The following is a 17967-nucleotide window of genomic DNA, read 5'->3' as shown; positions in this document are numbered from 1 at the left end:
TGTGAAGATACCTTCAGTGCGGGTCATTGACCGCGATTTTAATTTACTTGGTGAAATAGATGATTATGAGAGCTTGCAATTTACCCGAAGGTTCTATCGTGCTGGTGAGTTTGAGCTGCACATTGCTCTCCATAAGCAGCACGCAGATAAGTTGCAGAAAGAAAACATCATCATCATTGATAACAAGGGGCATAAGTCGGGCATCATCCAGTACCGTGAAATTGGTCAAGATGACAAAGGTATAGAGACACTTATTGTAAAAGGACCTTCCCTTGGCGGGGTACTGGATCGCAGGGTAACCGTGACTGATAACTTTGACAGGGTGCGTGGTCCTGCTGAAACAGTGATGAAACACTATATTAATAATCATTTAATTAACGGGGAATTTCCGGACAGGAGGGTTCCTTTTTTTGCGAACGCAGCTGACCAGGGACGAGGAACTGTTACTCCGTGGCAAAGTCGTTTCGAACCGTTGAGTACGGTCGTTCAAGAGGTTGCAGAGTGGTGTGATATTGGTTGGCTTGTTTCCCTTGACTATGCAATAAAAAAATGGGTGTTCGACGTATTGGAAGGACGAAATCTCACAGCTGGGCAATCTACGAGACCACCAGTTATATTCAGCCACGAATTCGATAACATTGAATCTCAATCATTTATTGACTCCGATCAGCAGTATAAAAATATCGGGTATGCAGGCGGCAAGGGAGAGTATGAGGAGCGACTGATTCAGATGGTTGGATCTGGTACCGGTTTGGATAGACGAGAGGTGTTTTTGGATTGTTCAAGTGCAGAAGACGCAGCAGAATTGGTTGATCTGGGCAACCAAAAACTCGCTGAACAAAAACGGCTACTCACCTTTGACGGCAAAATATTGGATACCCGGAGTTTTGTATTCGAGAAAGATTGGGACCTGGGGGACATCGTAACAGTTCGAAACAAAAAGTGGGGTCTCACACTGGACAGCCGAATCACTGAGGTCAAAGAGATATATGAACCAGTATCTAAGATTGAAATCTCACTCGGTGACGAGATCCCGACAATAACCCAATTCGTAAAGCAGCTTAAAACAGATGTAAAAAGGAGTGGATGATATGCCTCAAAAGTCAGGATTTTTCGATACAACTGCAGACGACCCTCGTGACTATCCAGCCCGAGAATTTGCCGAGTACTTTGCCCGATTTGTCGGTAATGGTATTTTCAGCGGGGGAACTAAGCTGAAGGTGAGCGCGACAGGAACGAATGCCAATGTAAAACTCGAAACTGGTTTCGGCTGGATTAACGGTTACCTCTACAGTGTCTATGACGAGGCTCTGACTCTTACTGTGCAGCCTGCCACGAACGCCGACAGGATTGACAGGGTAATCCTTCGTTTGGACACAAGCACGCCTGTACGAGCAATCAGGGCGATGGTCCTGCAAGGCAACCCGGCTACTACTCCGGTCGTTCCAGCTATAACACGTTCAGGTGACGTGTATGACCTCAGCCTGGCACAGATCCTGGTTAAAGCAAACACATCTGTTGTGCTTCCTGAGAATATCACTGACGAGAGGCTGAATAGTACAGTTTGCGGGGTCGTAACCGGATTGATCCAACAAGCGGACACTACAGCAATATTCAATCAGTTTCAGGCCTGGCTCAATACAAAGACAGTTGAGTATCAGGCAGAATGGAGAGCTTTTCTTGAGTCTGTACAAGATGAGGGGTTCGCTACAACTCAGTATGTAGACAATCGGGTTCTAACAGGTGGTTACGGGGCGACAACCAATAATGCCAATGCATACTCAGTCAATCTAATTCCTGCTCCTACGGCGCTTGTCGCTGGCCTTAGAGTCACCGTAAGAATAAATGCAGCCAACACAGGGGCGGCCACCTTGAACGTAAACGGACTTGGTACGAAAAGTATCTTGAAATCGAACGGTACTGCACTGAGTTCCGGATACTTGAAAGTAAACTCTGTTTACTCACTTGTCTATAACGGCACAAATTTTATCTTACAGGGTGAAGGGGGTGAGTATGGAACAGCAGTGGCGGCTGAAGTTCTAGCCCCAAAAACAATTGGGACAGAAAGTGGAATCGTCACGGGCACCATGCCTAACTGGGGTGCGGTATCCCAAACACTTGCGAGTCAAAACGGTGCCTACACGATTCCGGCAGGATATCACAACGGGGCTGGTGTGATAAGTGTTATATTTGCAAACCTTGTCGCGCCCAATATACGTAATGGTGTAAATGTCGGTGGTGTGGTCGGATCGTTGATTGAGGGATTACCTAACGCAAAAGGCACCGCATCAGTGGGCAACTCTAGGTTAACAGTTTCAGGGCTGGCGTTTACTCCTCAAATCGTAATATTTTATAACACGTCATTTAACCCACGCAGGTATGGCTATTTCTTTAATCTAAACATCTTTGGTCAAACTGGCGGGTATGGTGGCCTCGTGAATGCGGACAATAGCACGCCCACATGGGTGAGCCGGAGTGCCACATTTAACGTTGACGGATTCGATATTTTTCTTAATTTCTCGGACGTAAATGTTGCGACACAATGGATTGCTATAGGAGGTATCGCATGAATATAGGCAGTAGAATTTATTACGAAAAGTTAACTGGTAATGTCATCCTTAATACAGGTGATAGGTCCGGCGATGTCATTGAGACAACACGCGAACAGGATTTTGATGCATATGTTGTGCTTGCAGAGCGTGTACCCGAAACGGTAGATATGATCCAGCTTGATTATGACCAGTATTCTGCAGACTATGCCGAGGGCGGGGTGGTTACAAGGATTGATTTGGATACACTGGAACCGCTGTTTACTTATCCCGATCCGGCAGACCCGGGAACTCCACAGGAGCCGCGTCCGGCACTAAGCAAAGAAATTGAAACCCTGAAACTCGCTGACATCGAAAATAAAGAAGCTATTGCTGCATTATATGAAATGCAGTTAGGAGTTGGACTGGATGTTTAATATCCTGGTTCGGCTCTTTTTGTTCCTGAAGGGAGGTGAACAGCTAATGCAGGTATTCGTGACTATTTATGTATCTCTTATCGTGGCTGGACGTCGGAAACTGGAACAAGTGCCAGAGAACATTCGCGAGGACGTTAAAGCCGATCTGGTAGCGTTGGGTTACGAGCAATAATCTTATTTATGCCCTCTGGAGTGGTCGGGGGGCTTTTTAAATATATAGAGATAGGGGAGCGAGGGGGTATGAACTGGTTGGATACCTTAAAGGAAGTCCTGCCGCTTGCTGAAAAGTACGGACTGGCTCTAGTGCTGATGTTCGTGCTTTTTGGTGTTTGCATCTACCTGGTCAAGTCGAATTTGAACGACGCAAGATCAGCTTTGAACGATGCAAGAAAAGAGAGAGATGAAGCGCAGGAACAACTCCAAAAACTGGCCGACAAAATGAATGCGGAGCGTGAGAAGTTTATGGAGCCGTTGTTGAAAATGGTTAATAACTTAAAAAAGGATTCTGACGAGGATCGAGGAGGTTGACACCCGTGATATTTAAATGGATTAAACGGTTACTCCCGACTGGTCAAGATAGAGAGAAAGAGAGGGAGCAGCTCCAAGCAGTAAAGTATAAAGCATCATTAGCGATGCAGCGTTACAGCGAATGCTCTACAGAGATCAAGTCGAAGATCGAGCAAAATCACTTTGCGCGGTACCTGGTCTATGAAAAAGGGGGAAACGGGGAGCATGCACACAATTGATATGATCTTACTTACGTTGTATTTTATCGGAGCCATTTGCTCGATATACATCATTTTTGCTCACAGGGAATATTTTCAGGGGAGATTCAAAGCGGGTGTCGTTAACCTATTCATGGTTGCGATGCTCTTTTTTTTGGTCGCTTATGCATTCAAGATGGGGGTCGCTATTTGGATGCGCCTCAGCACGGCTCTATCAGTCCAAGACGCTGTTCTAAAGTCGATCCAGTCTTACACCTGGACCATAGCCATGTTCGGCACCACAGCAGGTCTTGTGATTCTGTCTATCCTAACTTATACGAAGCGATATGACCTGTTTGTGTATCTCAGAAAGATTGATAAAAAGGGGGAACCAGACGATGTTGAAGAAAGGTAACTTCCTGCTGTTGGAATCATCCGAATTTTACGGGTGGCTTCAGCAACAAAAAATAACCAGATCGATAAATAGGCTCCAGGTCCATCATACATGGCTTCCGAATTACAGCACTCGCCGTAATCAAGATCACTTCAAGTGTTTGGAAGGCATCCGGACAACTCACTTGTCAAACGGGTGGAGCGGTACCGGACAGAACATTACAGTTTTCGAGGATGGAAAAATAGCAATCAGTTTGGATCGGGATCTGAACAAGACACCTGCCGGCATAAAAGGCGCAAACACTGGAGCACTCTGTGTTGAGATCATCGGCAATTTTGATGTTGGCGGAGATAGTATTACAGATGCTCAGAGACAAGCTGTGTTACACCTGTACGCTTGTCTATCAATCAAGCTGAATATACCAGTAGATACGAATCACATCGTTTACCACGCATGGTACACACCTGCTGGGGATTGGTTGGGCGACTATGTTCAAGGTCGATCCAGCAAAACTTGTCCAGGAACTAATTTTTTCGGTGATGGCAATACACGCTTGGCGGCTGCACAAGGCTTTATACCTGCTGTACAAGCTGAGGTGATGCGAATTCAAATGGGAGGCGAAGAGGAAATGACAACAGCAGAAAAGAAGCGGATGGATGATTTGCAAGCAACTGTAGATGCTCAGGCCAAGTGGATTGAGGCTGAGAAAGCTAAATCTAATATGGAGTGCCCGAGCTGGGCTAAGACGGCCTATGAGTATTACAAGCCATATATCGCTGATAGCAAGGGTAGTTACGACTTCTGGCGGCAATTGGTCATCAACTACCGCAAAGAAGCTGGAATCAAAGTGCAAGGCCAATAAAAAAGTGAGGTGTAAACGATGAACGAAATTATCCAATCTACTGTAACAAATGTCCTTATCTCTGTTGCCTGTTTACTGGCGGTTATGTTGTTCGTGTTCTTACTGAAAGAGTGGCGACAACTCGGCGCATGGATTGCGGCACGTAAAGCGGCAGCTGAAGCTAAGTCTGCTGAATCCATTCAAAATGCATTGTGGAGTGTGGCACAAGAGGCATATGCTAAGGCGGAGGCGGCACTGGGTGAGCTGGCTGGATCAGATAAGATGGACATCGCCCTTAACTATGCAGTGAAACGTCTGAGGGCTTTGGGGATTACAGTTAATGCAGATGAGATCCGGGCTAAGATTCAGGAAGCGTGGGTGAAGTTGGACAAGATTCCAAAGCAGCAGGCGGGCTCTGTAGTGAGTACGGATGTTGTGGCTGAGGTAGTAAAGGCAGAGATTGATAAAGTAGTTCAAAGATAGAAAACGTTGCGGCCTTGTTGGGTTAATCCGGGGCCGCAAAAAACATCCCATAAAAATACCTTTTTCATCCCATATAGCAACCGCACTATAAATGCAGTTAATTCATAATATTAACATATCATACATAATAAAAGTGTAAGGGGAGGTGGATTGACAGGTGGAATTGCCAGATGGTACATTTTAACTAGAGATCTAGATTTCAGGGTCTACATCGTTTTAGGGTGAGGAAGCTATGAAACTTGAGAAAATTTTCACGGAAATTAGATTTGAGCCATCTTTTTTATTTGAAGATGGAAGAACGAGAAGCAATATTGTCAAGGATTTGAAACGAAACTTCCCGCATTACGAGTACAATGAAGAGCAAAAGGTCATAGCATTTATCAACCATCAAAATAAAGCTAAATGCTTTATGTACAACGATAAAGTAATCGTTGACATTGATGAACCGAGAGATCTTACTCAATTTAAATCAATAGCTAGTGATACTATCCCGAAAGTGTTAACGTCTTTCGAAATTGAACAGACGAGCAGAATTGGTATACGTGCACATTATCACGATGATTCAATAACGTCTGCGACCGAAACGAACAAAGCTATTGTAGAAAGGTTTTTCAATCTCAATGGCAGCGAGTTCATTAAACAAAGGATAAATGACGAAAATTTCAAACCAAATGCCGGATTTTCGTTCACTATCAATAATGAATTCCAAATGACCGTGAACGTAGGTGTTCATCAATCTGTGAGCGGAAAAATTGATGAACAAGGAAAGCTTCAAGTTACCGGCGTGGAAGCTACTAACCCTGTTTGTGATATGGACATGTTCTCAAACGTGCCGAAGAAGCCAGATCAAATCAATGGTATGCTTCGATTTGCTTGTGAAGAAATCCCGTTGACGTTGAAAAAAATATGGGGGTGAGACAATGGAAATGGTAATGGGTACGGAAACAGCAGAATATACTTTCCAAACAGCATTGCCGTTTACTCAAACCCCAACTATTGCCTCGAGAGATGATTCAAATGATGAAGTATATTTCGGGACTAAACCTATGTCGGATAAGCTACTTCTGTGGAATACATATGGCAGCATGGAACTATCAATTGTTGGCGGAACTGCGGATTTGAAGGAAATGCGTGAGTCATTTTATATGCAAAAGGGTATAGTTTTAACTCCTAGAGTGAAACCTGAAGCGGAACCTTTTTTAAGAAAGGTAGGTGCTTTTGTTATGCCGATGGGAACACCAACTTTTGTTGAATTGTATGCAGAAGAAATGAAAGAGTCTGCTGACAAGCCGCTATACAAAACAATCTACGCTGGAACAATAGCGCTAATTGTAACACTACTTGGAATTAAGCTTGCCAGTTTAGTTTTCGGACTTATAGTGGTGGCTGTATTGGATCTAATTCTTGGTCTTTTGCCAGGCAACGTAAAACAAGGTACCGAAAAAGATCATACAATACAAGCTAAGTTTATGGGGCTTGTAACTAATATGATTGGTATTATTGCAGTGACAAAAGGCATGGAGTATCTAATCAATTTTTCTGATGTAGCAGTTTTATCTAAGTATGTTATGCCTTATCTCCCTTATGTTGTTTCTGGTTGGGCGTTTTCGGTTTATTTTTCAAGGATCGTTAAATATATGGCACTAGCCAACAGGACTAAAGTGCCTAAGGTGTTGACTGATATTTTTAATCGAAAAGGTCCAAGTGCATGAAGAAAAAAGAGCAGGAGGGATAACCTCACTGCTCTTTTACTTTACTCTTGCATATAGTCCGGCGTATAAGGGCCACTCTTCAGCGGTCATTGTAGTATGAATTTGGTCGATCATTACTCTCTCATATCTGCCATCACCGTTACGTACCTCGATATGACAGCTGTTATCCAACTGCAGCTCCGACCCATCCTCCAGGAGCAATCCAACATATTCTCCATCCACAATCAATGTTCCTGTGATGTATCCATCTATTACGTTGATTGTGTTTTTGATGCTACTCAATAAATGGTCCATTTTACAACTCCATTGATTTTATTTGAACAACTTTCTTATCACCTTAAAAATATCAAATGTCGTCTTGTTGTACACTTTGTTATACGCTGCTCGTTTTGGATTACGTAACCATCCATATCCACGAGGCATCTTCAATCCGGCACGATGTACGATCTGTCGTTTAATACTGGTTCTAGCAGCTATACGTTTCTTTAGACTTGGCTTCCGGAATCCGAATTTCATAACACTTGCCTCCATTTCACTCAAATATAAATTCTACTAACGTACCATCTGGATATTCCTCTAATTGATTGCCTACCCATGAACCTGCACCACGATTGTCTGATGGACTTATGTATTCGATATCTGCACCTTCGCCGCCTTCAGCACACATTGCCATAGGCCACTCGTCACGATCATAACCTTTCTTGGTGTCTACGCCTCTCAGTGACAGTTTACGGTTCTCATCTGCTCCATCACGATCAATGGTGCATGTTGCTGGATGACCGTTCTCTACAGCATCTTGGATGTGTTTAGCCGTTTCGGGATATCGATCAGCAGGAAAGAGTAGCTGAACTGTTTCTGACTTACTTACAGGCGTCGATTCTATTTGTTCCTCTGATCCAAACCACTTGTCTGCATTGATTACTGCCAGGGCGATAATTACCGCAAATATCATTCCTACAATCTTTTTCATAATCTACCTCCATATTATCTTTTCGGCAACTCCTTGAAATATTCCTTCACCTGACGCTCTAACAGCGTGTATTGGCGCTTCATTCTCCAGTTCCTCACTACGTACCGTTTCTCCTGAGTAATGACAGCAGGAGTGGTTTCCCATCCCGTACAGCGGTCACCAGGAATGTATCCATACTTCTCAAACGCCTTTGTACATATTAATCGGACAGATTCGGTAACATGTTTACCCGTGCCGGCGCATGCGTAGCATATGTATCCGGAAGAGAGGCGACCGGAGCCGCCACAACGTTCGCATGTCATAGGACATCACCATATGTAACTCTCCCGGTGATCTGTAGTTCCTCCAGACGTGCACATGTTTCATGCTGCCACTGGGTATCATCCGTCATGGACGCCATCATAGATTCATTTTGCAACCGCGCAAGAGTCCAACAGTGCTTAGCATTCAGCGCCATACAGTGTTCAAGTTCGATTAATTCAGAATCGGTTAAGGGACGCTTTTTATTTACGGACCACAACTCAGCCATGCGTGCAAGATAAGGGAACATCTCATCGCCTCCTGATAAACTTAATTCGTCAATAAAGCAATGTTACCATGACTAATTTAGTTCGTCAATAACAAATTGATAAATTTAGTTCGTCATGATATTATGATATTAAGGGGGCCTGTCCGTGATTAAATCCAATTTAAAAAACATACTCGACTCAAGAGGTAATAACATTTCCATTAGGGAATTAGCCCGGGAACTGGATTGTCAGTTCGAAACGATCCGACGGTTCTATAATGACACAATGGAGCGGTACCCGAGAGATGTTATAGACAAGCTCTGCAAGTATCTCGGAGTTACACCAGGGGAGTTAATTGTTTACGTGGATGAAGAATAAAACAGCTCAATGTGGGAATGATGTTATTACTCTCTCTCCTATGAGTGCTACTATAAATGTACCTAGTCTGTGTGACTGGGTATTTTTGTTGTTGATTTTAAAAAAAGGAACATCAAAAAACCCACCAGCTGCATGATGGTAGGTTTTTTGATGTTAAATATGTCTATGCATTATGTAGTTCATATATTGTTTGTGTTAATTCCCACCCAGATCAATTATCTTCCATCCGAAAAAACCTTTTTCTAAATAGACCTGAATTACTGCTTCATTCAAACTATCTTTAGTATATGTTATAAACTGAACTGCCTTATCGCCTGTCATAGTCAAATTATTAGGACTAGTGAGAACAACTCCATCTCTGTATTTATCTTGCATGCTCTTCAAATAAGAATTATCGTATTCTTCTTTAGCGTCAGTACTCATGTATTTTGTCGCGTGCTTAAAATCACCTTCTCTTACATCAATTATAAAGCGCGCCGCAACGTCTCCTGGACCTGAAAAGTCCTTAAGTGAAAAAAATGCAATGAGGCATATGACAACAACGGATGCAAGTCCAATGGTGACGATCTTGACGATTGGTAAACGTTTAGAGGTATGTATTTCCTTCTCCTCATGAGATGTGTCCTGTGATAGATTTGCTGTCGCAGGCACATCTAACATACTGCCGCAGTGTTTGCATTTGATTGCTTCATCTTGGATTTCTTCTGCACAATAAGGACACTTTTTCATTTGCTATCACCCTTAACATCTCCAGGTAACTGGAGGTAATTACAAATAGTCTATCAGACCCAGGAAAATGTTTCTATATGTAATTCCATATATCCCTGAATTTACTGTTGCCCAAAGAACGTACGTTCGCATATAATATGAACAGAGGTGATTTACATGCTAACGGATTATCAAAGAAAGGTCCTTCGGATCTTATATAACTACAAAGGTATACGGCGTGTGTTCCCTACCATACATGAGATAATGAACAAGACAGGTAAGGATCAGCCGGACGTCATGGCGGCACTGGATACGCTTATAGCAGAGAGGTATATACATTGGGATGATAAATCAGATACGTCCAATATCGTCATCTTGGAGGGCTGGGAACGTGAGGGAGAACGTCCTAAGGTGGAACCAACTCGTTCACCAGGAAACACAGATTACTGGACCCAATACTAAGGAGGGATTGACATGAGCGTCAAGTTGGCAGGAAACGGATTGTTTGAGTCCTCCAGAATGATATTGCCTGAGCATAGAGAGGCGTGGCTGACTCACATCCAGGAGCAGAAAAGACGTGTGAAACCGGAATTAGATGAGCAGGAGATACAGCAGATCAGTGAAGTATTGGGCGAGTCATACAGTAGTAGTTGCACAGTTGATCTGGTGCTATTCAACCCATTCAATGATGAGCTGGTATCCGGTGTGGTTGTGGGGCTAGACGTTTCTACACGTCGAGTTAAGTTGATGTTAGATGAAGAATATAGATGGATATCATTGGCTGAAATAATGTCGGCATTTGTATGAATTTGGCTATGTAATTGCCACTCCTTCCAGTATAATTTGATTATCATATACTGTTGTGAAGGAGAAATGTACCATGTGGGAGCCAGTCCGGTTTCTGCTCTTTTCATCGATTGAAACAATGTCGGCTTTTGCTCTTATGCTTGCTGCTTTTCGGATCAAGGTGAAGGATTATATATGGCCTGGATTGTTCATGAGTTTGTTAATGAACCTCCAAAGTTATCTACTAAGGTCAGAAACGTCTGTGGCTTCACTTTCTCAAGGGATTAGTATCATTCTATTTGCTCTTCTGTTAGTTACCGCAGTTAAAATCCCTGCCATGTGGTCATTTGGTGTCGCTCTTGCTGGAACGTTCGTTTACACGATCATTCAATTTGGAGTGCTTAAAACGCTATTTGCAGGTGTTGATACTAGCAACCTTTCAACTTCTATAGAAGGATCGGCCCTCCAATTAACAACAAGTATCATCGCATTTGGGTTAACATATTTTTTACTAAAATTCAAAATTGGTTTTACTCATGAGTTCGAAAGCTTCCGTTTTTACTGGCTGCATATTGTAATGGTTTCTTTATTAGTAGTTGCCGTAATAGGCTCTACGGTAATGTTCTATATGAATGATCTTAACTTATTGATTCTGCACATGATTGTTATGACGGGGTTACTGCTCTACTATGCCGTCAAGAAGGAGAGAGAAGAGGATTGATAGAAGCTGCAGCTTGGCGAATTGCCAAACATATAAAAGAAGTTGTTCCTAACCATCCAGCTCCAATAGAAAATTTGAATCACTCTCTTATAATCACATTAAATTTCATTACTGTTATAGGACTGACTGCCATAGGATCACTATTCACAGGCCAAGCTAAAGAAGCAGCTATACTTCTGATAGCGTTTGCTATATTGAGGCAACTTACAGGAGGGCTACATCTTGAATCAAGTACTTGGTGTGCTGTGGCAACAGCTGGAACGGCAACGTTGCTATCATTACTTTCGCTTAATTATGTAGCAATCATTTTATTGACTACATTCGCTTTATTGTCTGTGCTTATATTTGCGCCAGCAGGTATTGAGGAACAAACTATAATCCCTGAGAAATATTATCCGATATTAAAAATAGCAGGCGTTATTATCATAGCTTCCAATTTTTGGATCGAATCATCATTTGTTGCTATTGCTTTTTTCGTACAAGGACTGATGCTTATAGCTTATGTATTTCATAAAGGAGGTGAAAAACAACAATGAAGACAGTTATTTATTCTGCTGCTGCGAGTGCACTCGCTAACCTGGCTAAAATCTCTGTGGTACCTGCAAGTTTGGCTTTTGTGTCCAATCCAAAGCCACCAAAGAATTTGCTCAGAAAATAGGAGATGATTCTATGTTATCTGTGACGAGGAAACCCGATGGGGGAGGGACTACAGATATTCACGTTTGTGAGATCCTTTATATGACTCGTAATCGTATTTTGGACCGTGTTGAGATCATCACACGTGAGAATATATTTTATCTACCAGGACCTTTGAAATACTGGCTGAAGTTTATAAACAGCAAGGGATACAATTTCTTGCATGTGGACCGATCAACTGCTATTAATCCTGCTAATGTGGTAAGTGTGAATGAGATATATAAAGAAGCATTTTTCGACAAAGTTGTAACGAAGAAGTCAATAAAATGCGAGATTGCTCATCATCGGTACCAGGAGTTTATCAGTGAACTCACGGCATCTAACCACAGGGTAGTACTTACATAGAACCGTTGATACGGTTCTTTTTTATATGCACACATATTATTTGTTGAATAATGTCGAATCATGGCAGGAATTCAGCGCGCCCAATTTTCGTTTACAAGAGCCACAATATGGGATTTAATTATATGAAGGGGTTAGCAAAAAAAGAGAGGAGGAGTATTACGCTGTGAACGTATACGTTCTTATTTACCCGGGGAGAGCGGCGGAAACCGCAGCCTACTTCTCAATGTCCCATTCGTAAAACTGATCCATAGGTATTTTAAGGATTACAGATGCAACGTAAAGAGCCTCGACACTCATTTTGCGTTCATCGTTACAGTAGTACGAAATCATCCGAGTCGACCACCCGGATTTTCGGGAAAAATCAGCTTGAGACATTCTACGGTGATCAAGCCAATGTTGAAGTAAGCATCTCCCACGGGAGACCTTCAATGAATATAACCCCTTATTAATTCGACTCGGGATGATTGTAACATTTTACAATCCGCTGAACAACACGATCTAGCAAAGGGGATGACCGGATGATTTGTGATAGGACTTTTAATGGTTTGAATATCATATATGATTTAAGGACAATACGTTTGATGCTAAACTTATCACGAAAAGATGTTTCTGCTTTTGTTGGGATTTCAGACAGAACTCTTTATAGATATGAAAAGGAACCTGGGACAACCCCTCTACATATAGCAAAAAGGTTGTCATCGCTGTACAAGGTTCCGTTAGATCAGCTTGATTTTAATTAACAAAAACACCTGCTGTCTAAAATGACAACAGGTGTTTTTGTTTACTATTTAACATGAATGCGTTCCCATATCACAACGATCCAATGCTCGCTCACGCCGCGGCATCTTCCTGCAAACCAGAGGGGAATTTCGTCTATCTGTCTGCTACACCGCCAGCCCGGCTACAGAGGGAAGCAACGCAGGGAAAACTCACTCATGCCAAAGTTCCAGTACGTTTCCACCGTCATCCTTTGCCCGTGCCAAGATTGATCAAGATGGTTACAGTGGCCCAGTGTATTCAAAGACAGCAATTGCCAGCTGTAATTAAAAATAACATTCAAATTTCACTGAAGCGTGACGCACAGGTATTTGTCTTTGTGACACGTATTGCCCAGATTGAGGCGTTTGTTAACCTGATGCGTCGTACCTTTCCCGGAATCCATATCGAAGGAACTTCATCTCAGGACCCTGATCGCGCTAGCAAAGTTATAGCCTTTCGTGAGCGCACAATTCGTTTGCTCGTAACGACAACGATTTTGGAGCGTGGCGTGACCATTCCACGTAGCGATGTCTTTATATTGGATGCAGACAATGGTCTCTTTGATGAAGCTTCACTGGTTCAGATGGCGGGCAGAGCAGGACGTTCCATGGATGACCCGACGGGAAGGGTGGTTTTTGCATCGTCCCGTCGGACACGTTCCCAGGTTAAGGCCGTTGCACAGATCCGGAAAATGAACACCATCGCTCGTCGCAAAGGTTATCTGCATCCACCATCCCGAACCTAATTGTTATCTGCCAAGTTCGGTTCCACACTTCACATTACATTCCCAAGACTGGAGGTTTGCTCATCCATGTTCAACTGGCTCAGTAACTTAACCGATTATGCGCAGCACCTGACCGGGCGTCTTCATCACCTACTCGCCCCACCGGGAGCGACTTGTCTGACATGCGGCACTCGAGCGATCCTTTCTCCAATCTATCCGGGCATATGCCCACGTTGTGTGAAGCCGATTCCATGGATCCGCTCCATCCGCTGCCTGCGTTGTGGTCGGGGAGTCGGATGCCCGGACTGTGCTCGTCCACATATGCAAAACCGTTCTTTTATCCTCAACCGCAGCGCAGTACAATACAACGCTCTTATGAAAGAATGGATAGGAATGTACAAGTTCAGAGGCCACGAAAGATACGCGCCGCTCCTAACCGCGCTGTTGATTCGAGCTTTTCAAGCGATGAGTGAGGAGCAGAATTCTGCTTTGGCAAAAGAACCCCCCGTCCCCGTGGCTTATCCCGCCACACTTGCTCAACAAATGAAGCCGCAATGGCAGCCTGACGCGGTCACCTATGTTCCGGTGAGCAGCGAGCGCCTGGCCGAGCGCGGCTTCAATCAGGCGGAGCGGCTGGCTGCTGGGCTCGCCACCGCCTGCCGCCTACCCATCGTTGATCTGTTGCAGCGCCAGATCAACACGACCAAACAAAGCTTCAAATCACGTGGTGAGCGAATTGAAACGATGAAGAACGCTTTTTCCATCAACCCGGATGGCATGCAGTTAATTGATGAGCTACACAGGGGATTTCATCTGCCAACACTAAAAGGAAAGTCACATACCAAACCCATACGGATATTACTAATCGATGATATATACACAACAGGCAGCACTCTGGATGCTTGTGGACAGACCATCTTGAATGCTGCACTTTCTATCTGTATTCCAATCGAAATCTATACGCTGACATTGGCAAGATCATAGATAGTTAAATGAAATGACACATTATGCTGCCTTAACCCGTTCTCTTCAATTCTAATTGTAAGAAAGTGGACTCTTGTATTTATACTTCCATGTAGCTGCAATTGCACTCACAACGTATGAAAATAGCTATGTTTCATTCAATAAATTCTAACGATGAAGAGTTTCAAGTAGTGAATTTCCAATAGGAAAGTTGCGTGTTGACGCATTTTTTCTTCTATACGTATTTTGGTGTGATATTAAAAAGTGGACTTGAAAAGACGTTATAAAGTAAAGTATATGTAGTAGAAGTTTGAGAGGGGCGTTTGGCGATGAATCTAGGTAATTGTCCTCGCTGTGGCAGATTGTATGCCTTGAATTTTCGAGATGTATGCTCGGATTGTATCAAGGAAATAGAGCAGGAATATCAGACATGTGTAGATTATTTGCGCGAAAACAAGGGCACCAACATACAGGAACTATCCGATGCAACAGAAGTTTCGATTAAAAATATTACCAAGTTTATCCGTGAGGGACGGATTTCCATCGAAAACGCCCCCAATATGATGTATCCTTGTGAAGTATGCGGAACATTAATTCGTGAAGGTCATATGTGTGACTCATGTCGCCATCGTCTAACGAAAGATTTGGCTGGAGCAGCACGCGATGTAGGCCAGAAGGATAACAACAATTTAGGCGGACGAACCTACAATGCTGTCGACAAACTGCGCGATTAATAGGAGCGAGGGCTCAAATACAGGTTTTGCTATAACAAATGTTTTGAATCGTACCGATAAACTTATTAAAGATTATCGGTTTTTTTTATTATCCTAATCATTTCGATAACATAAAGATAAAGTAAGAAAAAACGTATATCGTCGTAAAACCCTAATGTGGAAGGAAGTGCATTTAAAATGAAAATCAATGAACCGAGTAGAATTGGCGCCATCAATTCATATCAAAGGAACGTTGAATCCAATCAGCAGGCTGATGCCAAGAAGAGCCGCCGTAAGGACGAAGTTTCTATTTCTCCGGAGGCGATGAAGATGCTTGAGGAACAAGGTCGTACACAGGATGCAGGTCGCACACAGCGCATTCAGGAATTAAAAGAACAAGTTAACTCGGGAACTTACCAAGTAGACAGTAAGAAGCTTGCCGAAAAGCTCGCTCCATACTTTAAGAACTTCCCTGATCAATAGGAGGATACATGGCCATTGAATCGATAATTGATGTACTGGAACAGCTGCAAGCCGCACATATGGAAATGCTTGAGTTTGGGAACCAGAAAAAGGAAGCTGTTGTTGCCAACAAAGTGGATACACTGATTACTCTAATTAATCAGGAATCAAAGCTTCTCAAAAGAATTGAGCTAATTGAACAGCAACGATTAATAGCCGTTCATCAATTTCTTGAAGAGCGAGGGATCAAGTCAAAACTCAATCTAACCATTACTGAGATAGCTAGACTCGTTTTTGATACGAATGAGAAGAGAAGGCTTTTCCAAGCTCAAGCCTCTTTAACAGATGTGTTGCAAGAGGTAAAACATCTTAATGAAGTCAATCAACAACTAATTAAGCAGTCAATTTCGTACATCGACTTTTTTATTGAGACAATGTCATTTCATGCAGAATCAGAAGCCACATATCAAAATCCTGCAGAAAAGCCTTATGGCATAGCTCGCTCTGGACTTTTCGATACTCGTGGTTAATAATGGGGGAAATTTACTATGGCTTCAACATTTCATTCAATTGAAACGGCCAAGCGCAGTCTGATAACACAAACGGCCGCCTTGAATACAACAGGACATAATGTGGCCAATGCGAATACACCAGGCTATTCACGTCAAGTTGTTAATATGACAGCAGCAGATCCGATTGATGCAGTGGCATTTTACCGTACTACAGCACCAGGTCAACTTGGAACAGGTGTGGAGTTTAACTCTATTATGCGTGTGCGTGAATCTTTTCTGGATGGACAATTTCGTAATGAGAACACTTCGCTCGGAGGATGGACTGTCCGTAACAGTACGCTTGAAAAACTGGAAACCATTATGAACGAACCTTCCGATACGGGTATTCGCACAGTACTCAATAATTTCTGGAATTCATGGTCAGATCTGAGCCAAGATCCACAGGACGTGACTAACCGGAAAATTGTAAAAGAAACAACGTTAGCGTTAACAGATGGTTTGAATCAAATTAGTTATCAATTGGATGCATTAACTACCGATCTGACCAACAACGTTTCGTTAAAAACGACAGAGATTAATTCGTATCTGCAGTCTATTGCTGACCTCAATAATAGTATTGTGAAACTAGAACGTCTTGGAGATAATGCGAATGATTTACGTGACCAACGTGATTATGCGGTAGACCAGTTATCCAAGATTGCAGGCGTTCAGATAACAGAACTGGATAGTGGCTACCAGGTAACGATTGCAGGCCAAGTAGCAGTCACTGGAGCGGCGGTTGTTCCTGTCACGGCTGATATTTTGGAGAATGCCTATCAAGCGGGAACTTTAACTGGCGGCGAAGTCTACGGAATGATCCATTCCCGTGATCAATATGTGGCAGACTATCGCAACCAGATCAATCAACTGGCAAATACGCTCGCAACCGGGGATATAGAGATTACAATTCCTGCTGGATCCGTATTGCCTAGCGGTACCGTTTTCAACAATGTGACGTATTCTGATGCCAATAACAATAGAACGTTAACATCAGATTTGAAAGTGACGGTTCAAGGGATTAATGGGCTGCACAAACTGGGTTATACGCTTAGCGGTGATACACCAACAGCAGGCGGGGACTTCTTTACAACCAAAGATGGTTCAGGAACTATTACGGCTGGAAATATTACATTAAGTACAGATATTCAAAACGATCCGAATAACATCGCAACTTCGATGCGTACTACTGGAACGGGTACTGGTGAAAGTGTAGTTCTTGGTAACAACAGTCTCGCACTTGCTCTTGCTGGGTTAAAAGATGCCAAATTCGATTTTGGATCAGCATTATCCAAACCAACCACGGTTGATGACTTTTTTGGCGCAATTGTAGGACAACTTGGTGTCCAGACTCAGGAAGCCAATCGACAAGCGCAAAATGCTCAACTTCTTACTGAGCAAGTGGATTTGAATCGTCAATCGGTAAGTGGTGTTTCACTCGATGAAGAAATGAGCAATCTGATTAAGTTTCAGCATGCATACAGTGCAGCTGCCCGTTTCATGACTGCATATGATGAACTGCTTAATAAACTCATTAACAGTACCGGTGTGGTCGGCCGCTAAAACATAGAAAGGGGTAACCAATA

The 17967-nt window shown here is 43.0% G+C and carries 33 protein-coding genes; 25 read left to right on the top strand and 8 right to left on the bottom strand.

Annotated elements, in window-relative coordinates; all coding sequences use genetic code 11:
* Nucleotide 1: 1 nt before the first annotated feature.
* The 11 genes from AC4E8D_RS28415 (at nt 2) to AC4E8D_RS28365 (ending at nt 7099) form a co-directional block, all read left to right on the top strand.
* Nucleotides 2-1090 (top strand): siphovirus ReqiPepy6 Gp37-like family protein, encoded by a 1089-nt coding sequence (locus AC4E8D_RS28415; protein WP_490205490.1) that lies wholly within the window; start codon nt 2-4, stop codon nt 1088-1090.
* Nucleotide 1091: 1 nt separating this feature from the next.
* Nucleotides 1092-2570, top strand: coding sequence for a hypothetical protein (locus AC4E8D_RS28410; RefSeq protein WP_490205489.1), 1479 nt, complete (start codon nt 1092-1094; stop codon nt 2568-2570).
* Nucleotides 2567-2965 carry a hypothetical protein gene (locus AC4E8D_RS28405; protein WP_490205488.1) on the top strand — a complete coding sequence of 133 codons (399 nt, stop codon included), beginning with the start codon at nt 2567-2569 and terminating at the stop codon, nt 2963-2965. Before AC4E8D_RS28410 ends, AC4E8D_RS28405 begins: the two co-directional genes overlap by 4 nt.
* Entirely contained in the window at nt 2958-3137 is a 180-nt protein-coding gene (locus AC4E8D_RS28400; RefSeq protein WP_490205487.1) for a CD1375 family protein, read from the top strand. The genes AC4E8D_RS28405 and AC4E8D_RS28400 overlap by 8 nt, the downstream gene beginning before the upstream one ends.
* Nucleotides 3138-3205: 68 nt before the next feature.
* Nucleotides 3206-3493 (top strand): hypothetical protein, encoded by a 288-nt coding sequence (locus AC4E8D_RS28395; RefSeq protein WP_490205486.1) that lies wholly within the window; start codon nt 3206-3208, stop codon nt 3491-3493.
* A 5-nt stretch (nt 3494-3498) separates the two neighbouring features.
* Complete coding sequence (locus tag AC4E8D_RS28390; protein ID WP_490205485.1) at nt 3499-3711, top strand: hypothetical protein; 213 nt, start codon at nt 3499-3501, stop codon at nt 3709-3711.
* A complete protein-coding gene (locus tag AC4E8D_RS28385) occupies nt 3698-4084 on the top strand; it encodes a hypothetical protein (protein ID WP_490205484.1) in 387 nt (128 codons plus the stop codon). The genes AC4E8D_RS28390 and AC4E8D_RS28385 overlap by 14 nt, the downstream gene beginning before the upstream one ends.
* Nucleotides 4068-4925 carry a peptidoglycan recognition protein family protein gene (locus tag AC4E8D_RS28380; protein ID WP_490205483.1) on the top strand — a complete coding sequence of 286 codons (858 nt, stop codon included), beginning with the start codon at nt 4068-4070 and terminating at the stop codon, nt 4923-4925. The genes AC4E8D_RS28385 and AC4E8D_RS28380 overlap by 17 nt, the downstream gene beginning before the upstream one ends.
* Nucleotides 4926-4943: 18 nt before the next feature.
* Nucleotides 4944-5387 (top strand): hypothetical protein, encoded by a 444-nt coding sequence (locus tag AC4E8D_RS28375; protein ID WP_490205482.1) that lies wholly within the window; start codon nt 4944-4946, stop codon nt 5385-5387.
* A 232-nt stretch (nt 5388-5619) separates the two neighbouring features.
* Nucleotides 5620-6303, top strand: a complete 684-nt coding sequence (locus tag AC4E8D_RS28370) for a hypothetical protein (RefSeq protein WP_490205481.1) — start codon at nt 5620-5622, stop codon at nt 6301-6303.
* 4 nt (nt 6304-6307) lie between these two features.
* A complete protein-coding gene (locus AC4E8D_RS28365; protein WP_490205480.1) occupies nt 6308-7099 on the top strand; it encodes a hypothetical protein in 792 nt (263 codons plus the stop codon).
* A gap of 36 nt (nt 7100-7135) precedes the next feature.
* Here the strand turns inward: AC4E8D_RS28365 and AC4E8D_RS28360 are convergent, their stop codons facing one another.
* From AC4E8D_RS28360 to AC4E8D_RS28340, 5 genes are read right to left on the bottom strand one after another with little or no spacing between them, the layout of a single operon-like run.
* A complete protein-coding gene (locus AC4E8D_RS28360; protein WP_490205479.1) occupies nt 7136-7393 on the bottom strand; it encodes a hypothetical protein in 258 nt (85 codons plus the stop codon).
* An 18-nt stretch (nt 7394-7411) separates the two neighbouring features.
* Nucleotides 7412-7615, bottom strand: coding sequence for a hypothetical protein (locus tag AC4E8D_RS28355; RefSeq protein WP_076330630.1), 204 nt, complete (start codon nt 7613-7615; stop codon nt 7412-7414).
* A gap of 16 nt (nt 7616-7631) precedes the next feature.
* A complete protein-coding gene (locus AC4E8D_RS28350) occupies nt 7632-8069 on the bottom strand; it encodes a NucA/NucB deoxyribonuclease domain-containing protein (RefSeq protein WP_490205478.1) in 438 nt (145 codons plus the stop codon).
* 14 nt (nt 8070-8083) lie between these two features.
* The gene (locus tag AC4E8D_RS28345) at nt 8084-8371 is read right to left on the bottom strand and encodes a hypothetical protein (protein WP_490205477.1); all 288 of its coding nucleotides are present in this window, start codon (nt 8369-8371) and stop codon (nt 8084-8086) included.
* Nucleotides 8368-8619, bottom strand: coding sequence for a DUF7667 family protein (locus AC4E8D_RS28340; protein ID WP_490205476.1), 252 nt, complete (start codon nt 8617-8619; stop codon nt 8368-8370). The genes AC4E8D_RS28345 and AC4E8D_RS28340 overlap by 4 nt, the downstream gene beginning before the upstream one ends.
* Nucleotides 8620-8743: 124 nt before the next feature.
* On the opposite strand from AC4E8D_RS28340, the gene AC4E8D_RS28335 reads away from it, so the two are divergent.
* The gene (locus tag AC4E8D_RS28335) at nt 8744-8956 is read left to right on the top strand and encodes a helix-turn-helix domain-containing protein (RefSeq protein ID WP_490205475.1); all 213 of its coding nucleotides are present in this window, start codon (nt 8744-8746) and stop codon (nt 8954-8956) included.
* Nucleotides 8957-9151: 195 nt separating this feature from the next.
* Here AC4E8D_RS28335 and AC4E8D_RS28330 read toward each other — a convergent pair whose 3' ends face one another.
* Entirely contained in the window at nt 9152-9685 is a 534-nt protein-coding gene (locus tag AC4E8D_RS28330; protein ID WP_490205474.1) for a zinc ribbon domain-containing protein, read from the bottom strand.
* A 243-nt stretch (nt 9686-9928) separates the two neighbouring features.
* Here AC4E8D_RS28330 and AC4E8D_RS28325 point away from each other — a divergent pair, with 243 nt between their 5' ends.
* The 6 genes from AC4E8D_RS28325 to AC4E8D_RS28300 all read left to right on the top strand — a co-directional run bounded on the left by AC4E8D_RS28325 (nt 9929) and on the right by AC4E8D_RS28300 (nt 12212).
* On the top strand, nt 9929-10126 hold the full coding sequence (locus AC4E8D_RS28325; RefSeq protein WP_490205473.1) for a hypothetical protein: 198 nt from the start codon (nt 9929-9931) through the stop codon (nt 10124-10126).
* Between the two features lie 12 nt (nt 10127-10138).
* Nucleotides 10139-10471, top strand: coding sequence for a YolD-like family protein (locus tag AC4E8D_RS28320; RefSeq protein WP_490205472.1), 333 nt, complete (start codon nt 10139-10141; stop codon nt 10469-10471).
* A gap of 73 nt (nt 10472-10544) precedes the next feature.
* A complete protein-coding gene (locus AC4E8D_RS28315) occupies nt 10545-11171 on the top strand; it encodes a hypothetical protein (RefSeq protein WP_490205471.1) in 627 nt (208 codons plus the stop codon).
* Nucleotides 11168-11707: an accessory gene regulator B family protein gene (locus AC4E8D_RS28310; protein ID WP_490205470.1), complete on the top strand. Its 540-nt coding sequence runs from the start codon at nt 11168-11170 to the stop codon at nt 11705-11707. The genes AC4E8D_RS28315 and AC4E8D_RS28310 overlap by 4 nt, the downstream gene beginning before the upstream one ends.
* Nucleotides 11704-11829 carry a cyclic lactone autoinducer peptide gene (locus AC4E8D_RS28305; RefSeq protein ID WP_490205469.1) on the top strand — a complete coding sequence of 42 codons (126 nt, stop codon included), beginning with the start codon at nt 11704-11706 and terminating at the stop codon, nt 11827-11829. The genes AC4E8D_RS28310 and AC4E8D_RS28305 overlap by 4 nt, the downstream gene beginning before the upstream one ends.
* An 11-nt stretch (nt 11830-11840) precedes the next feature.
* Nucleotides 11841-12212 (top strand): hypothetical protein, encoded by a 372-nt coding sequence (locus tag AC4E8D_RS28300; protein WP_490205468.1) that lies wholly within the window; start codon nt 11841-11843, stop codon nt 12210-12212.
* Between the two features lie 213 nt (nt 12213-12425).
* Here AC4E8D_RS28300 and AC4E8D_RS28295 read toward each other — a convergent pair whose 3' ends face one another.
* Nucleotides 12426-12587, bottom strand: a complete 162-nt coding sequence (locus tag AC4E8D_RS28295; RefSeq protein WP_490205467.1) for a helix-turn-helix domain-containing protein — start codon at nt 12585-12587, stop codon at nt 12426-12428.
* Between the two features lie 143 nt (nt 12588-12730).
* Between AC4E8D_RS28295 and AC4E8D_RS28290 the strand changes: the two genes are divergently transcribed.
* Complete coding sequence (locus AC4E8D_RS28290) at nt 12731-12952, top strand: helix-turn-helix domain-containing protein (RefSeq protein ID WP_490205466.1); 222 nt, start codon at nt 12731-12733, stop codon at nt 12950-12952.
* A 53-nt stretch (nt 12953-13005) separates the two neighbouring features.
* Nucleotides 13006-13716, top strand: coding sequence for a helicase-related protein (locus AC4E8D_RS28285; RefSeq protein ID WP_490205465.1), 711 nt, complete (start codon nt 13006-13008; stop codon nt 13714-13716).
* A gap of 79 nt (nt 13717-13795) precedes the next feature.
* Here the strand turns inward: AC4E8D_RS28285 and AC4E8D_RS28280 are convergent, their stop codons facing one another.
* The gene (locus tag AC4E8D_RS28280; RefSeq protein ID WP_490205464.1) at nt 13796-14014 is read right to left on the bottom strand and encodes a hypothetical protein; all 219 of its coding nucleotides are present in this window, start codon (nt 14012-14014) and stop codon (nt 13796-13798) included.
* A gap of 194 nt (nt 14015-14208) precedes the next feature.
* On the opposite strand from AC4E8D_RS28280, the gene AC4E8D_RS28275 reads away from it, so the two are divergent.
* From AC4E8D_RS28275 to flgK, 5 genes are all read left to right on the top strand, one after another.
* Nucleotides 14209-14679, top strand: a complete 471-nt coding sequence (locus AC4E8D_RS28275) for a ComF family protein (protein WP_490205463.1) — start codon at nt 14209-14211, stop codon at nt 14677-14679.
* 308 nt (nt 14680-14987) lie between these two features.
* Nucleotides 14988-15392: a TIGR03826 family flagellar region protein gene (locus AC4E8D_RS28270; protein WP_490205462.1), complete on the top strand. Its 405-nt coding sequence runs from the start codon at nt 14988-14990 to the stop codon at nt 15390-15392.
* Between the two features lie 177 nt (nt 15393-15569).
* A complete protein-coding gene (gene flgM, locus AC4E8D_RS28265) occupies nt 15570-15854 on the top strand; it encodes a flagellar biosynthesis anti-sigma factor FlgM (RefSeq protein WP_482071469.1) in 285 nt (94 codons plus the stop codon).
* Between the two features lie 8 nt (nt 15855-15862).
* Nucleotides 15863-16363 (top strand): flagellar protein FlgN, encoded by a 501-nt coding sequence (locus tag AC4E8D_RS28260; RefSeq protein WP_490205461.1) that lies wholly within the window; start codon nt 15863-15865, stop codon nt 16361-16363.
* Nucleotides 16364-16381: 18 nt separating this feature from the next.
* Nucleotides 16382-17944 (top strand): flagellar hook-associated protein FlgK, encoded by a 1563-nt coding sequence (flgK, locus tag AC4E8D_RS28255; protein WP_490205460.1) that lies wholly within the window; start codon nt 16382-16384, stop codon nt 17942-17944.
* Nucleotides 17945-17967 lie beyond the last annotated feature (23 nt).

Source organism: Paenibacillus sp. SRL342, assembly GCF_984798905.1.
The sequence above is the reverse complement of the archived record's forward strand: the minus strand, read 5'-3'. Positions and strand labels throughout refer to the sequence as shown.

What these genes read in the sequence shown, in the direction of transcription:
- AC4E8D_RS28315 (WP_490205471.1), top strand. Translation starts at nt 10,545, where the DNA reads ATGTGGGAGCCAGTCCGGTTTCTGCTCTTTTCATCGATTGAAACAATG.
- AC4E8D_RS28260 (WP_490205461.1), top strand. Translation starts at nt 15,863, where the DNA reads ATGGCCATTGAATCGATAATTGATGTACTGGAACAGCTGCAAGCCGCA.
- AC4E8D_RS28350 (WP_490205478.1), bottom strand. Translation starts at nt 8,069, where the DNA reads ATGAAAAAGATTGTAGGAATGATATTTGCGGTAATTATCGCCCTGGCA.
- flgM (WP_482071469.1), top strand. Translation starts at nt 15,570, where the DNA reads ATGAAAATCAATGAACCGAGTAGAATTGGCGCCATCAATTCATATCAA.
- AC4E8D_RS28325 (WP_490205473.1), top strand. Translation starts at nt 9,929, where the DNA reads ATGAACAAGACAGGTAAGGATCAGCCGGACGTCATGGCGGCACTGGAT.
- AC4E8D_RS28330 (WP_490205474.1), bottom strand. Translation starts at nt 9,685, where the DNA reads ATGAAAAAGTGTCCTTATTGTGCAGAAGAAATCCAAGATGAAGCAATC.
- AC4E8D_RS28345 (WP_490205477.1), bottom strand. Translation starts at nt 8,371, where the DNA reads ATGACATGCGAACGTTGTGGCGGCTCCGGTCGCCTCTCTTCCGGATAC.
- AC4E8D_RS28375 (WP_490205482.1), top strand. Translation starts at nt 4,944, where the DNA reads ATGAACGAAATTATCCAATCTACTGTAACAAATGTCCTTATCTCTGTT.
- AC4E8D_RS28340 (WP_490205476.1), bottom strand. Translation starts at nt 8,619, where the DNA reads ATGTTCCCTTATCTTGCACGCATGGCTGAGTTGTGGTCCGTAAATAAA.
- AC4E8D_RS28295 (WP_490205467.1), bottom strand. Translation starts at nt 12,587, where the DNA reads ATGTCTCAAGCTGATTTTTCCCGAAAATCCGGGTGGTCGACTCGGATG.
- AC4E8D_RS28290 (WP_490205466.1), top strand. Translation starts at nt 12,731, where the DNA reads ATGATTTGTGATAGGACTTTTAATGGTTTGAATATCATATATGATTTA.
- AC4E8D_RS28370 (WP_490205481.1), top strand. Translation starts at nt 5,620, where the DNA reads ATGAAACTTGAGAAAATTTTCACGGAAATTAGATTTGAGCCATCTTTT.
- AC4E8D_RS28410 (WP_490205489.1), top strand. Translation starts at nt 1,092, where the DNA reads ATGCCTCAAAAGTCAGGATTTTTCGATACAACTGCAGACGACCCTCGT.
- AC4E8D_RS28385 (WP_490205484.1), top strand. Translation starts at nt 3,698, where the DNA reads ATGCACACAATTGATATGATCTTACTTACGTTGTATTTTATCGGAGCC.
- AC4E8D_RS28320 (WP_490205472.1), top strand. Translation starts at nt 10,139, where the DNA reads ATGAGCGTCAAGTTGGCAGGAAACGGATTGTTTGAGTCCTCCAGAATG.
- AC4E8D_RS28380 (WP_490205483.1), top strand. Translation starts at nt 4,068, where the DNA reads ATGTTGAAGAAAGGTAACTTCCTGCTGTTGGAATCATCCGAATTTTAC.
- AC4E8D_RS28360 (WP_490205479.1), bottom strand. Translation starts at nt 7,393, where the DNA reads ATGGACCATTTATTGAGTAGCATCAAAAACACAATCAACGTAATAGAT.
- AC4E8D_RS28285 (WP_490205465.1), top strand. Translation starts at nt 13,006, where the DNA reads ATGAATGCGTTCCCATATCACAACGATCCAATGCTCGCTCACGCCGCG.
- AC4E8D_RS28405 (WP_490205488.1), top strand. Translation starts at nt 2,567, where the DNA reads ATGAATATAGGCAGTAGAATTTATTACGAAAAGTTAACTGGTAATGTC.
- AC4E8D_RS28365 (WP_490205480.1), top strand. Translation starts at nt 6,308, where the DNA reads ATGGAAATGGTAATGGGTACGGAAACAGCAGAATATACTTTCCAAACA.
- flgK (WP_490205460.1), top strand. Translation starts at nt 16,382, where the DNA reads ATGGCTTCAACATTTCATTCAATTGAAACGGCCAAGCGCAGTCTGATA.
- AC4E8D_RS28300 (WP_490205468.1), top strand. Translation starts at nt 11,841, where the DNA reads ATGTTATCTGTGACGAGGAAACCCGATGGGGGAGGGACTACAGATATT.
- AC4E8D_RS28395 (WP_490205486.1), top strand. Translation starts at nt 3,206, where the DNA reads ATGAACTGGTTGGATACCTTAAAGGAAGTCCTGCCGCTTGCTGAAAAG.
- AC4E8D_RS28305 (WP_490205469.1), top strand. Translation starts at nt 11,704, where the DNA reads ATGAAGACAGTTATTTATTCTGCTGCTGCGAGTGCACTCGCTAACCTG.
- AC4E8D_RS28400 (WP_490205487.1), top strand. Translation starts at nt 2,958, where the DNA reads ATGTTTAATATCCTGGTTCGGCTCTTTTTGTTCCTGAAGGGAGGTGAA.
- AC4E8D_RS28270 (WP_490205462.1), top strand. Translation starts at nt 14,988, where the DNA reads ATGAATCTAGGTAATTGTCCTCGCTGTGGCAGATTGTATGCCTTGAAT.
- AC4E8D_RS28355 (WP_076330630.1), bottom strand. Translation starts at nt 7,615, where the DNA reads ATGAAATTCGGATTCCGGAAGCCAAGTCTAAAGAAACGTATAGCTGCT.